11 protein-coding genes and 1 pseudogene are annotated in these 12,823 nt (G+C 59.9%); 10 read left to right on the forward strand and 2 right to left on the reverse strand.

All coding sequences use genetic code 11. The features are described from left to right. Positions 1-69 precede the first annotated feature (69 nt). From ACL2XP_RS14545 to ACL2XP_RS14585, 9 genes and pseudogenes are all read left to right on the forward strand, one after another. A pseudogene (locus ACL2XP_RS14545) lies at positions 70-735 on the forward strand (ABC transporter ATP-binding protein); the annotation flags it as partial. A 1-nt stretch (position 736) separates the two neighbouring features. Then, on the forward strand, positions 737-1,510 hold the full coding sequence (locus tag ACL2XP_RS14550; RefSeq protein WP_413733493.1) for an ABC transporter permease: 774 nt from the start codon (positions 737-739) through the stop codon (positions 1,508-1,510). Positions 1,511-1,514: 4 nt separating this feature from the next. Continuing rightward, positions 1,515-2,495 carry an ABC transporter substrate-binding protein gene (locus ACL2XP_RS14555; RefSeq protein ID WP_413733494.1) on the forward strand — a complete coding sequence of 327 codons (981 nt, stop codon included), beginning with the start codon at positions 1,515-1,517 and terminating at the stop codon, positions 2,493-2,495. Between the two features lie 25 nt (positions 2,496-2,520). After that, positions 2,521-3,525, forward strand: coding sequence for a zinc-binding dehydrogenase (locus ACL2XP_RS14560; protein ID WP_413733495.1), 1,005 nt, complete (start codon positions 2,521-2,523; stop codon positions 3,523-3,525). An 88-nt stretch (positions 3,526-3,613) separates the two neighbouring features. Continuing rightward, positions 3,614-4,042, forward strand: a complete 429-nt coding sequence (locus ACL2XP_RS14565; protein WP_413733496.1) for a PaaI family thioesterase — start codon at positions 3,614-3,616, stop codon at positions 4,040-4,042. A 9-nt stretch (positions 4,043-4,051) separates the two neighbouring features. Further along, positions 4,052-4,837, forward strand: coding sequence for a VOC family protein (locus ACL2XP_RS14570; protein WP_413733497.1), 786 nt, complete (start codon positions 4,052-4,054; stop codon positions 4,835-4,837). Then, positions 4,834-6,354: a class I adenylate-forming enzyme family protein gene (locus ACL2XP_RS14575; protein WP_413733498.1), complete on the forward strand. Its 1,521-nt coding sequence runs from the start codon at positions 4,834-4,836 to the stop codon at positions 6,352-6,354. Before ACL2XP_RS14570 ends, ACL2XP_RS14575 begins: the two co-directional genes overlap by 4 nt. After that, entirely contained in the window at positions 6,351-7,973 is a 1,623-nt protein-coding gene (ggt, locus tag ACL2XP_RS14580; protein ID WP_413733499.1) for a gamma-glutamyltransferase, read from the forward strand. The genes ACL2XP_RS14575 and ggt overlap by 4 nt, the downstream gene beginning before the upstream one ends. A gap of 137 nt (positions 7,974-8,110) precedes the next feature. Continuing rightward, the gene (locus ACL2XP_RS14585; protein WP_413733500.1) at positions 8,111-9,706 is read left to right on the forward strand and encodes an ABC transporter substrate-binding protein; all 1,596 of its coding nucleotides are present in this window, start codon (positions 8,111-8,113) and stop codon (positions 9,704-9,706) included. A gap of 204 nt (positions 9,707-9,910) precedes the next feature. On the opposite strand, the gene sodC is transcribed toward ACL2XP_RS14585, so the two are convergent. Beyond that, the gene (sodC, locus tag ACL2XP_RS14590) at positions 9,911-10,435 is read right to left on the reverse strand and encodes a superoxide dismutase[Cu-Zn] (protein ID WP_413733501.1); all 525 of its coding nucleotides are present in this window, start codon (positions 10,433-10,435) and stop codon (positions 9,911-9,913) included. A gap of 351 nt (positions 10,436-10,786) precedes the next feature. On the opposite strand from sodC, the gene ACL2XP_RS14595 reads away from it, so the two are divergent. Beyond that, positions 10,787-12,424 carry an ABC transporter substrate-binding protein gene (locus tag ACL2XP_RS14595; RefSeq protein WP_413733502.1) on the forward strand — a complete coding sequence of 546 codons (1,638 nt, stop codon included), beginning with the start codon at positions 10,787-10,789 and terminating at the stop codon, positions 12,422-12,424. A 115-nt stretch (positions 12,425-12,539) separates the two neighbouring features. Here the strand turns inward: ACL2XP_RS14595 and ACL2XP_RS14600 are convergent, their stop codons facing one another. After that, the gene (locus ACL2XP_RS14600) at positions 12,540-12,698 is read right to left on the reverse strand and encodes a DUF3309 family protein (RefSeq protein ID WP_413733503.1); all 159 of its coding nucleotides are present in this window, start codon (positions 12,696-12,698) and stop codon (positions 12,540-12,542) included. Positions 12,699-12,823: the final 125 nt, after the last annotated feature.

Genomic DNA, 12,823 nt, shown 5'->3' on the forward strand with positions numbered 1-12,823 from the left:
GACGGCGATATCATCCGCGCCGAAGGGATCGGCAAAAGCTTCGGCCAGCTGCAGGTGCTCGATAATATTTCTCTGTCGGTACGCCCGGGTGAAATCCTTGCCCTGCTGGGCGCCTCGGGCTGCGGCAAAAGCACCCTGTTGAATATTCTTTCCGGCCTGCTGGCCCCGGACCGCGGCGAGGTGGTGATCCAGGGGCAGCCCTCCGGCCAGTTCGACCATTGGGAAAAGGTGGCCTACCTGTTTCAGGAAGACCGCCTGCTGCCCTGGCGCAATGTGCAGCAAAACGTCAATTTCGGGCTGGAAAACAGCCCGCTTAGCGTTGCCGAGCGCCGGGAACGGGTGGAGGACGCCCTGCGGCTGGTGGGCCTGCATGATTTCAGGCAGTCCTGGCCGCATCAGCTTTCCGGCGGCATGCGCAGCCGCGTGGCGCTGGCGCGCAGCCTGGTGGTGGAGCCGGAAATTTTGTTGATGGACGAGCCATTTTCCAAGCTGGACCCGCAAACGCGCAGCGTCATGCACGACGAACTGCTGCGCATCCAGCAATTGAAAGGCGTTACCGTAGTTATGGTCACCCACGACGTCGAGGAAGCGGTGGTGCTGGCCGATCGGGTGGTGTTGCTCAAGCCCCATCCCGGACGTATCCACCGGATTATCGACATCGCGCTGCCCCGTCCGCGGATACCGACCGAACGCGCGGTAAGCGAGCAGTCGCGGCTGTTAAGGCTGGAGGTCTAAGATGAAAACGTCCGTTTCCTGGTTAACGCTGCTGGCGCAACGCCTGATCCTGCTGGCCATCTTCCTGGTGGTCTGGTGGCTGGCGTCGCAGCGTATGCCGGCATTTGTATTGCCGGGACCGCTCAAAACCTGGCAGGCGCTGCTGGCCCTGTGGCACGGCGAAAGCCTGCTGCACGATATCGGCATCACCTTCTCGCGGGTGCTGGCGGGTTTTGTGCTGGCCACGGTGGTAGGCACGATTTTAGGTCTGGCGCTGGGCGCCAGCCGCAGCCTGGCGCAATTCTTTGAGCCGCTGCTGGCGGTATTCAATACCGTCTCCTCGGCTATCTGGGCGATATTCGCCATTATCTGGTTCGGTATCTCCGGCGCCACGACCATTTTTGTGGTGTTTATGACCGCCATGCCGCTGATCCTGACCAACGTCTGGCAGGGCGCGCAAACCGTGGATGCGCAATTTGTCGAGCTGGCGCGCAGTTTTCGCCTGACCCGTCTGCAAACGCTGCGCAAAATCTATCTGCCCACTATCTTGCCGTACTTCTTTTCCGGCGCCCGCCTGGCGTTCGGCTTCGGCTGGCGGGTATCCCTGGTGGCCGAAACCCTCGGCTCGTCCGACGGTATCGGCTACCGGCTGCGCCAGGCAGGAGATTTGGTACAAACCGATCAGGTATTCGCCTGGACCTTACTGCTGGTGGCCATGATGCTGTTGCTCGAAGGAGGACTGCTCAAGCCCCTGGAACGTCATCTTTTCCGCTGGAAACAGCGCACACAGGAATAACCTTATGAAAAAGATTTTGTTGGCGGCCGTACTGACCGCCGGGACGCTGTTCGCCATGGGTTCGCAGGCCGCTGAAAAAGTACGCATCGGTTATTGGACCAGCGGCGTCAGCCTGGGCTACGGCGCGGTGCTTGAGAGCCAGGACTTCCTGGCCAAGCGCGGCATCGACGCCGAATTTGTCCACTTCCCCGATGTCAACGCGCCCATTAAAGCCCTGGCGTCGGGCTCGATAGATTTGGCGTTCGGCGCGCCGCTGGCGGGGGTATTTAGCACCGCAGCCGAAGGAGTGCCGATTAAAATCTTCGCCGCCACCCAGCCGGCGGACGTGCAGTTCGTGGTGCCCGCCGGCTCGCCCATCACCAGCCTGGCGCAATTGAAAGGCAAAAAAATCGGCATGTCGCCGGCCGGTTCGTCGGTGGCGGTGATCGCCAGTTCCATCTTGCAGCAAAACTATCAGATTAAACCGCAGGATTTCGCCCTGATCGGCGGCAATGAATCGCGCCTGGCGCAGTTCCTGGCGCAAAAGCAGGTGGATGCAGCGGCGCTGCGCTCCCTGACGATCAACCAGCTTGACGATCTCAAAGTCACCTCCATCGGCAGTTTTGCCGACGAATGGAAAAAGCTGACCCACAGCGACGCGGTGCCCTATATCGGCGTGGGCGCGGCGCGCGGCGAATTGATTGAAAAACATCCGGAAACGGTAGCGCGGGTGATTGCCGCGCTGCGCGATACGCTGGCCTGGGGCAAAGCCAATCCCGCGGCGGTGGTGGAAATTCTACAAAAACAGGCCAATCTGCCGCAGCACGATGCGCAGGTTTATGTCGGCCGCTGGGAAAGTATGAACCGCATCGATTTTGAACCGGCGGATATCGATACCCTTAAACGCGAGCATCAGGTATTTATCGACAGCGGCACCATCACCGGCGCGCTGAACGACAACCTGTTCGATACCGGTCCGTATCTGGCCGCCAAATCCATCAAGTAAGCAGGAGCACGCAGTGAGCGACGTAATGAAAGCCTTAGTTTTGAGCCAGCACGGCGATCTGGACCAGTTACAGGTCGTTACCGATAAACCGCGCCCTACCGCCGCCGCCGGCCATGTCGTGGTGCGCGTCGGCGCCTCGTCTTTTAACTACCATGACGTATTCACGGTAAAAGGCATGCCGGGCATCAAGGTACCGCTGCCGGTGGTCATCGGCCTGGATCTGGCGGGTACCATCGCCGAGGTGGGCGACGGCGTCGACGGCTGGACGGCGGGGGATCGGGTGCTGGTCAACCCCCTGAAACCGGGGGTCGGCCTGATGGGCGAGATGACCGACGGCGGCATGGCGGAATATGCCGCGGTGGACGCCGCGCAGCTGATCGCATTGCCCGACGGCGTGAGTTTCGAGCAGGCCGCCGCGCTGCCGGTAGCCTACGGCACCGCGCACCGCATGCTGATCACCCATAACACGGTGAAAGCGGGGGATCGGGTATTGATTCTCGGCGCCAGCGGCGGCGTAGGCACCGCCTGCGTGATCCTGGCCAAACACCTGGGCGCCGAGGTGATTGCCTGCGCGGGCAGCGAAGAGAAGGCCCAGGCGCTTAAAGCCCTGGGCGCCGACCATGTGGTCAATTACCGCGAAACCGATTTTTCCAAATGGGCCATCGGCCAGTACGGCAAACCGCAGCGACGCACCACCGAAGGCGGCGTCGATGTGGTGATTAATTTTACCGGCGGCGAAACCTGGCGCCCGTCGCTTAAATGCCTCAAACGCGGCGGCATTCTGCTGGTATGCGGCGCCACCGCCGGTTATGACCCGCAGGAAGACCTGCGTTATATCTGGAGCTTCGAGCTGACCATCAAGGGATCGAACAGTTTCTACCGGGATAATCTCGAAGATTTGCTGGCCATGATCGCCGACGGACGCATCGATCCGATCATTGACCGGGTATTGCCGCTGGAAGAGGCGGCGGAAGGCCTGCGGCTGATTCGCGATCGCGAAGTCCTGGGCAAGGTGATCGTCGCGCCCTGAAATACCCCCGATCGCGCCCGGCGCGTTATGGCCGGGCGTTAAGCGGCGCACCGGATTTTTCAGCCCGTCAGTTTTTGAGGAAAGCATTATGACCGATATTATCATTCCCACCGCTGCCGAAGTGCAGGAACGTTTATTAAAAGGCCCCTACCATCAATGGCTCGGGCTGGAAGTATTGTCCGTGGGCAAAGGCGAAATCAAGCTTCAGGCGCGCTTTCGCGATGAATGGGTGGTGAACGTCGCCGGCGGATATATCCACGGCGGTATTCTGGCCGCCCTGGTGGATTTAACCGCCGACTGGGCCCTGGTGGCCTTTACCGGCAAAGGCGTGCCGACCCTGGATTTACGGGTGGATTACCACCGCCCGGCGCGCGGGGATTTAACCGCCGTGGGCAGCGTGATAAAAACCGGCAAGCAATTTTCCAGCGCCGAAGCGCGGGTCTTCGACAGCGAAGGCCGGCTGGTGGCCAGCGGCCGCGGGCTTTACGCCACCCCCGCCCCAACCGCCAGCGCCTAGGGGGCCCCCATGACCATCCCGTTGGACCATCTGGTCATCAACACCCATTTCGCCATCGACCAGGCGGCGGAGCGTTTCCGCGGGTTGGGCTTTACCCTGACGCCGCGGGGTTACCACTCCCTGGGGTCGTGCAATCATCTGATGATGTTCGCCGACCATTATCTTGAGATCGTGGGGCTGCCCGCGGGCGGCGGGCGCATCCGCCAGGAAATCCTGGATAGCCCCGTAGGCATCGACGGCCTGGTATTCGCCACCGAGGACGCCCGCCGCACCGCCCGGCGGCTGGCCGAGGCCGGTTTTGTCCTGCAGCCGGTACAGGATTTTTCCCGCGAGGTGGTCAGCGGCGATAAAAGCGGCCTGGCCCGCTTCACCACCGCCCGGCTGGCCCCCGGCGAGTTTCCGGCCGGCCGGGTCTATTTTTGCCAGCACCATACCCGTGAATGGGTATGGCGGCCGGAATGGCTCACCCATGCCAATGGGGTCGCCGGCATTACCGCCCTGACTATTATTACCGACGACGTGATGAGCACCGAGCAGCATTATCGCCGGTTGGGCAATACCGAGCGGCAATTTGCGCTTAATATCGTCGATTATGCGGTTTTCGCCCGCTTGTTCGCCGGTTTGCCGCTGCCCGCCCCAGGGGGCGACAGGTTCGCCGCCATTCATTTTCAGGGCGGCGATCTGTCCCGCATCGCCCGCGGGGCGGCGGCGTTGAACCTGCCGCTGCAATGGCGCGAGGGCCGGCTGCAGGTGGCGCTGCCCGATTTAACGACTTTACTTGAGTTTTTACCATGAAACAGACCACCAATTTGGGCGCCCTGTTCGATAGCCGACGGGCGGGACAACACATCGCGTTTATCGCACCGCAGGATGGGGGCGGCGCGCTGGAGATCACCTTCGCCGAACTCGGCGAGCGCGCCGACGGCATCGGCCGCGCCCTGTTGGCGCGCGGTTATCGCCCGGGAGAGCGTGTCGCCATCTTGGGGCGCAACTCCATCGATTATGTCGCCAGCCTGCTCGGCATCCTGCGCGCCGGTTTGGTGGCGGTGCCGATTAATTTTAAATTTCCCCTCGCCACCATCGATAATATCCTGCAAGACAGCGGCGCGCGCCTGCTGCTGGGCGACGGCGATCGGCTGGCGGGTCCGGCACCGTCCCTGCCGCGGGTGGTATTTCATTCCACCGGGACGGACGGGCTGGACGCTTTTTTGGAGCCGGGCGAATTAACCCCCTTCGCCGCCGGGCCGCAGGATTTGGCCTTGCTGCTGTATACGTCCGGGTCCACCGGCATGCCCAAAGGCGTACGCCTGACCCATGCCAGCCACAGCTGGGTAGTGCGCACCCGGCTGGCCAATCATGAACTGGAAGGCGAGCGGGTGCTGATCGCCGCACCGCTTTACCATATGAACGCCCTGGCCCTGGTGCTGTTAACCCTGGCCAGCCACGTTACCACCGTGCTGCTGCCTCAATTCAGCGCCCCCGACTATATCCGCGCAATTTCCCGCTATCGCTGTAGCTGGCTGACGGCGGTGCCGCCGATGATCGCCATGATGCTGCAAGAAAAAACGTTGTTGCAGCAAAGCGATCTGAGCAGCGTACGGGTCGTGCGCATGGGTTCGGCGCCGGTTAATGACAGCCTGTTTAAACAAATCGCCCAATTGCTGCCCGGCGCGCGCATTATTAATGCCTATGGCACCACGGAAGGCGGCCCGGTGGTGTTCGGCCCGCATCCCGACGGCATTCCCACCCCGCGGCAATCGGCGGGCTATGCCCATGAACAGGTGCAACTGCGCCTGCGCGATCCGCAGGGCCGCGAGGGGCGGCGCGGCATTCTGGAGCTAAAAAGTCCCGGGTTGATGCAAGGCTATCACCAACGCCCCGATCTGCGTCCGCCGTTTACGGATGATGGTTATTATATTACCGGCGACGTCTTTGAACGCGATGACCAGGGGTTTTACACGTTTGTCGGACGCCTGGACGATATGTTCGTCAGCGGCGCCGAGAATATTTACCCCAGCGAAGTCGAGCACCTTATTGAACAGCATCCCGCGGTGCAGCAGGCTTGCGTCGTGCCGGTGGCCGATGAGATCAAGGGGACCAAACCCGTCGCCTGGGTGATTCTGCGTCCGGGACAGCAGGTGGGGGTTGATGAGTTGAAAGCCTTTACCCTACGCCACGGCGCGCCATATTTGCACCCCCGCCATATCTGGCTGGTGGACGGTTTTCCCCTGGCCGGCACCAACAAAGTCGATCGCCGCGCGCTGCAGCTTGAGGCCGAACGGCGCGTTAACCAACCGGGAGCCCCCGCATGACCTTTAACTGGCAAAACCCCTATCCCACGACGCGCGCGCCGCTGTTTGCCCGTAATGTGGTGGCGACGTCCCATCCCATCGCGGCCCAGGCCGGCAACTTCGTCCTGCTTGAAGGCGGCAACGCCGTCGACGCGGCTATCGCGGCCGCCGCCGCCCTGACCGTGGTGGAACCCTGCTCCAACGGCCTGGGCAGCGACGCATTCGCCCTGGTATGGGACGGCAACCGGCTGCATGGGCTCAACGCCTCCGGCCCGGCCCCGGCCAGTTGGGATTTGGCGCGCTTTCGCCGGATCTACGGCGAGGACGGCGCCGGGCTGGCACGCCGGCCGGAACGGGGCTGGGACTCGGTAACCGTACCCGGCGCGGTGGCGGGCTGGGCGGCGCTGCACGAGCGCTTCGGCCGCCTGCCGTTTGAACGGTTGATGCAAACCGCTATCGAGGTGGCCGAGCGCGGCGTGACCATTGCGCCGATTATCGCCGGCAAATGGCAGGCGGCCGCCGCCATCCTGGCCGATCAGCCCGGCTTCGCCGATACTTTTATGCCGCGGGGCCGCGCGCCGCGCATCGGCGAGAAGTTTGTTTTCCCCGACGCCGCCCGCACGCTCAAGTTGCTGGCCCGCCAGGGGGGGCGCGCCTTTTATGAAGGGGAAATCGCCGAGAAAATCGTAGCCTGGTCCCAGGCGACCGGCGGCAGTATGACCCTTGCGGATCTGGCCGCCTACCGGCCGGAATGGGTCGAGCCCCTGACGCAGGATTACCGCGGCTACCAGGTGCACGAATTGCCGCCCAACGGCCAGGGCATCGCCGCGCTGATAACCCTCGGCATCCTGGAACATTTCGATCTGGCCTCCCTGCCGCTGGATAGCGCCGAGGCGCAGCATGTGCAAATCGAAGCCATGAAGCTGGCCTTTGCCGATGTCTATAAGTACGTGGCCGATCCGGCCTCGATGGATGTGACGCCGTCACAAATGCTCGACGCCGGCTATCTGGCCGGGCGCGCGCGCCTTATCGACCCGCGCAGGGCGGCCGATCCCCAGCCGGGCATGCCCGCCAGCGGCGGGACGGTTTATCTTAGCGCCGCCGATGAAAACGGCATGATGGTGTCGTTTATCCAGTCCAACTATATGGGCTTCGGCTCCGGCGTCGTGGTGCCGGGGTACGGCATCAGCCTGCAAAACCGCGGCGCGGGCTTTTCCAGCGATCCGCGTTCGGTTAACGTGGTCGCGCCCGGCAAACGGCCGTTCCAAACCATTATCCCGGCATTTTTAACCAAGGACGGCCAGGCGCAGATGAGTTTTGGCGTGATGGGCGGCGATATGCAGCCCCAGGGCCATGTGCAAACCCTGGTGCGCATGCTGGATTATCAGCAGCAGCCGCAGGCCGCCTGCGACGCGCCGCGCTGGAAGGTTAACCGGGATTTCAGTCTCGACCTGGAATCGACCATCGATCCGCGGGTGGTTGGCCAACTGCACGCCATGGGGCACCGGCTGAAATCCGTCAACGACCCGTATATGGATTTCGGCTCCGGGCAATTTATCTGGCGGCTGTCGCCGGATCGCGATCATGGTTATGTGGCGGCCAGCGACAGCCGCCGCGACGGCCAGGCGGTAGGGTTCTGACGCGAAGGCCGCCCCGTTTTTCGCCGGGATAAATAAACCGATAATAGATTTATTTATTAGCCGGATACTGGTAACAATGACGGTTCGGGTTAGGTTATTACCAACAACGGACGGGGAAACGATCGATGAATCGTGGAATGCGAAAACAAGTGGGGCGCCTCGCGCTGACGCTGCTGGCGCTGGCCGTCAGCGGCGCGGTATCGGCTAAAACGCTGGTATTTTGTTCCGAAGGGTCGCCGGAGAATTTTAACCCCCAGCTCTTTACCTCCGGCACCAGCGTGGATGCCAGCGCCGTGCCGGTGTATAACCGGCTGGTGGATTTTAAAACCGGCACCACCGAACTGGTGCCCAGCCTGGCGGCCAGTTGGGATATCAGCCCCGACGGCACGGTTTATACCTTCCATCTGCGCCAGGGGGTGAAATTCCAGAGTAATAAATACTTTACACCCACCCGGGATTTCAACGCCGATGACGTCATTTTTTCGTTTATGCGGCAAAAAGATCCCCAGCACCCCTATCACAATGTCTCCCACGGCACCTATGCCAACTTCGACAGCCTGGAGTTTGGCACGCTGATTACCCATATCGATAAAGTGGACGACCACACCGTGCGCTTTACCCTGGCCCATGCCGAAGCGCCCTTCCTGGCCGATCTGGCCTGGTATTTCGCTTCGATACTGTCAAGCGAATACGCCGATGCCATGCTGAAGGCCGGTACGCCGGAGCGGGTGGATATGGAGCCGGTGGGCACCGGACCGTTCCAATTGACTCAATACCAGAAGGATTCGCGTATCTTATTCGGCGCGTTTCCCGCTTACTGGCAGGGCAAGGCCAAGCTGGACCGGCTGATCTTCGCCATCACGCCCGACGCGTCGGTGCGTTATGCCAAGCTGGAAAAAGGCGAATGCCAGGTTATGCCGTTCCCCAATCCGGCCGATCTGCCCCGCATGCGGGCCAACCACGATATCGCCCTGATGCAAAAAGCCGGCCTGAATACCGGCTTCCTGGCCTTTAATACCCAAAAACCGCCGCTGGATAACGTCAAGGTGCGCCAGGCCCTGACCATGGCCATCAACAAACCGGCGATTATCGACGCCATTTTCCAGGGGACCGGCACGGCGGCGAAAAATATTCTGCCGCCCGGCGTATGGAGCGCCAAAGCGGATTTGGCGGATTATGCCTTTGATCCCGATAAAGCCCGGGCGCTGCTCAAGGAAGCGGGCTTCCCCAACGGTTTAACCATCGATTTATGGGCGATGCCGGTACAGCGTCCCTATAATCCCAATGCCCGGCGCATGGCGGAAATGATCCAGGCCGACTGGGCGGCGATTGGGGTGAAAGCCAATATCGTCACCTATGAATGGGGCGAATATTTAAAACGGGTCAGGAGCGGCGAGCACCAGGCGGCGCTGATGGGCTGGACCACCGCCACCGGCGATCCGGATAATTTTTTCGGCCCGCTGTTCACCTGTACCTCGGCCAAAGGGGGCTCCAATTCGTCGCAATGGTGTTATGCCCCGTTTGATAAACTGATCCTGGAAGCCCGGGCCTCCGGCGATCGTGCCAAACGCGTGTCGCTCTACCAGCAGGCCCAGGAGATGATGCACGAACAGGCGCCGGCGGTAATGATTGCCCATTCGACCATTTTTGAACCGGTACGCAAAGAAGTGACCGGCTACGAAATCGATCCGTTCGGCAAGCATATTTTTTATCAGGTGGATCTGAAGCAATAGAAAAACGGGAATGGCGGTTTAATGCAGGATTTTTCAACGGCGGCCTGCAATACGGGCCGCGCCCATTGCGGCATGGCGCTCAATGCCGCAACGTCGTCCCTGGCGGGGAGAGTCGGTTTTCCGCCCGCGGTTTCCATTATCGGCAGCGCGAAGCCTGCTGGAAAACATCGTCGAACCGGCCGGGGAACCCCGGCCGGTAGGGTATTACTTGATGACCGCGCAGGCGACGCGGTCGCCGGCTCCGCCGATGGGCTGGCTTTGGTAATCATCGGCATTGGCATGAATAATCACCGTCGAACCGTCGCCGTCGAGCAGCGCCGGGCGCGAGCTGCCGGGGTTGACCGACACCAGGGTCGAATAGATTTCGGCGTTCGCCTTGCCGTCGGCGCCCGCATAGATGTTGGTCAAATCACCCTGATCGTTGGCATCGGAGTTTAACAAGCCATGTACCACCGGCATGGCGGTATGCACATGGCCGCCCGCTTCCTTGAACTTGTCTTTAACGTCGCAACTGCCCTTTTCATGGAAATGAACGGCATGCCATCCCTCGCGCAGGCCAGTGGCCTCCACGCGTAGAATCACCCCTTTGGCCGCTTCGGTCAGGGTAATTTTACCCGCTTCCTTGCCGTCGGTAGCCAGCAGGCTGCTGGTATGCACCACCGGCTGGGGCTGGGCCCACGCCATATTGGCGGTTAACGCCGCCGCTAAACAAAACACCATTCGCCGCATAAAAACTCCTGTCAGTCTACGCTGAAAAAAATATCGTCCTGTCATTGCACGCTTATCTGACCGCGGACCTCTCTTTATACCGCATCAAGGCCGTCGTCCGTGGTGGTGCCGGAGCGATAAGAATGTGTTACTAAGCGTAGTCGGAGAAACGCCGATTGTCTTGCTTCTTCGCCAAAATATCCCCGCGGCGATACCAAGTTTATCCGGGGTTGAACAACCAAGGGATAGAGTACAAATAATCGCCGCTGCGAAATGGCGCGACGGGAATAAAGCACGCGCATTTTATTAATTACTTTATTTTCTATTTTGGGGATATTTAGCGTCTATCCCGATAACCGGAGTATTTAAGGGATGAAATTAACCAATAAGCCATGTGGGAAATTAACGCTTATCACATTAAGCATCGGCATATTATTGCTGCCCGCTTGTTGCGCCGTGGCGGCGGTGGTTCCGCCCGGCACCCCGCTGGCGGACCGGCAGGAAATCGTGCGCAATAATAACAGCGAGCCGTCCTCGCTGGACCCGCATAAAGTGGAAAGCGACGTTGAAATGGCGATTATCAACGATTGCTTTGACGGGCTGGTGAGTATCAACCGCAGGGGGGAAGTGGAACCGCGCCTGGCCGAACGCTGGGAAAACAAGGCGCCGGACCAGTGGATATTCCATCTGCGTCCCGGCCTGACCTGGTCGAACGGCAGGCCGCTGACCGCTCATGACGTGGTCTACAGCTGGCGGCGTTTAAGCGACCCTGATACCGCTTCGCCCTATGCCAGTTATCTGGCCAGCATGAACGTGCTCAACGCGCAGGAAATTATCAGCGGCAAACAACCCGCGGAAGCGCTCGGGGTCAGGGCGTTGGACGATCGCACTCTGCACATTACCCTGAGCCGTCCGGTATCCTATTTTTTGCAAATGCTGCCCGTGCCGGTGCTGGTGCCGATCCCGCAAGAGACCGTTGAGCGATTCGATACGAAATGGACCCAACCGCAAAATTTTGTCGGCAGCGGCGCCTTTAAAATAACGCAATGGGTGGTTAACGAAAAAATAGTGGCCGCCCGCAACCACCGTTATTGGGATGATAATAAAACCGTGATTAATAAAGTGACCTATTTGCCCCTCGCCTCGGAAACCGCCGAAGTGAACCGTTATAAAGCGGGGGAAATCGATATTACCCGCAATGTACCGGAAACATTATTCAACGCGTTGCAAAAAGAGCTGGGCGATCAGGTGCGGGTTACCAAAACGCTGGAAACCTATTTTTATGAATTCAACACCAACAAGCCGCCGTTTGACGATTACCGCGTGCGCCTGGCGCTGAATCTGGGCCTGGATAAGGAGATCATCGCCGGCAAAGTGATGGGCCAAGGCCAGACTCCCGCTTATGCCGTTTCCCCGGATAATATCGGCGGCATAACCTTTACCCCCGCCTATTATGCCGACTGGCCCGCCGAGCGGCGCACCGTCGAAGCCAGGCGGCTGCTGGCCGAAGCGGGCTTTACGCCGTCCAGGCCGTTGACTTTTACGCTGATGTACAATACTTCCGAATCCAATCAGCGCGTGGCCATCGCCGCCAGCTCAATGTGGAAAAAAAACCTGGGGGTGGACGCCAAACTCAATGCGCAGGAGTGGAAAACGCTGATGGACACCATGCATAGCGAGCGTTTCGATCTGATCCGGACGTCCTGGAAAGCGGATTATAACGAGCCTTCCAGCTACCTGAATAATTACCGTACCGGCGATAGTATTAATACCTCCAAATACAGCAGCGCGCAGTATGACCGGGTGATGGAAAATGCGCTGGCCGCCGGCTCCGTCGAACAGGCGCGGCGCTATTATCAGCAGGCCGAGGATATCCTGGCCAAGGAAAGCCCCACCATTCCGATATACCATAATGTCGGGGCCAGGCTGGTCAAGCCTTACGTCGGCGGCTATGCGCAAAACCGGCTGGGGTTTATCGATACCAAGGAATTATATATCGTCAGGCATTAATCCCTGGCTTACGGCGCTGCGCCCGCCCCTTGCACGGCCGGCGCACATTATCGGGAGCAATAAAAAAGGGATTACACTGGCGTGTAATCCCCCGGGTAAGAAATGGGTTGCGGCGTCAGATTCTGCCCAGCAGTACCAGGATCAGCAAAATAACTACCACTACACCAACTAATCCGCTCGGATAATAACCCCAGCTACGACTGTGCGGCCAACTGGGAAAAACGCCGATCAGCAGTAAAATTAATACGATCAGAATAATTGTTCCGATGCCCATGGAAAACTCCTATGTTTATTTAAGGCTGATTACAGCACATACGCATTGTTCTAAGCAGAGTTTAAGTCTATTGACAAATATGAGCTCAGTTTGTCGTTAATTAATGATTAACGTAATGAGTATAG

This window comes from Sodalis sp. RH21, from assembly GCF_047324175.1.
Taxonomy (GTDB): domain Bacteria; phylum Pseudomonadota; class Gammaproteobacteria; order Enterobacterales; family Enterobacteriaceae; genus Acerihabitans.

Bases quoted from the DNA above. Each gene is read 5' to 3' on its own strand.
- ACL2XP_RS14550 (WP_413733493.1), top strand. From the start codon at position 737: ATGAAAACGTCCGTTTCCTGGTTAACGCTGCTGGCGCAACGCCTGATC.
- ACL2XP_RS14555 (WP_413733494.1), top strand. From the start codon at position 1,515: ATGAAAAAGATTTTGTTGGCGGCCGTACTGACCGCCGGGACGCTGTTC.
- ACL2XP_RS14560 (WP_413733495.1), top strand. From the start codon at position 2,521: ATGAAAGCCTTAGTTTTGAGCCAGCACGGCGATCTGGACCAGTTACAG.
- ACL2XP_RS14565 (WP_413733496.1), top strand. From the start codon at position 3,614: ATGACCGATATTATCATTCCCACCGCTGCCGAAGTGCAGGAACGTTTA.
- ACL2XP_RS14570 (WP_413733497.1), top strand. From the start codon at position 4,052: ATGACCATCCCGTTGGACCATCTGGTCATCAACACCCATTTCGCCATC.
- ACL2XP_RS14575 (WP_413733498.1), top strand. From the start codon at position 4,834: ATGAAACAGACCACCAATTTGGGCGCCCTGTTCGATAGCCGACGGGCG.
- ggt (WP_413733499.1), top strand. From the start codon at position 6,351: ATGACCTTTAACTGGCAAAACCCCTATCCCACGACGCGCGCGCCGCTG.
- ACL2XP_RS14585 (WP_413733500.1), top strand. From the start codon at position 8,111: ATGCGAAAACAAGTGGGGCGCCTCGCGCTGACGCTGCTGGCGCTGGCC.
- sodC (WP_413733501.1), bottom strand. From the start codon at position 10,435: ATGCGGCGAATGGTGTTTTGTTTAGCGGCGGCGTTAACCGCCAATATG.
- ACL2XP_RS14595 (WP_413733502.1), top strand. From the start codon at position 10,787: ATGAAATTAACCAATAAGCCATGTGGGAAATTAACGCTTATCACATTA.
- ACL2XP_RS14600 (WP_413733503.1), bottom strand. From the start codon at position 12,698: ATGGGCATCGGAACAATTATTCTGATCGTATTAATTTTACTGCTGATC.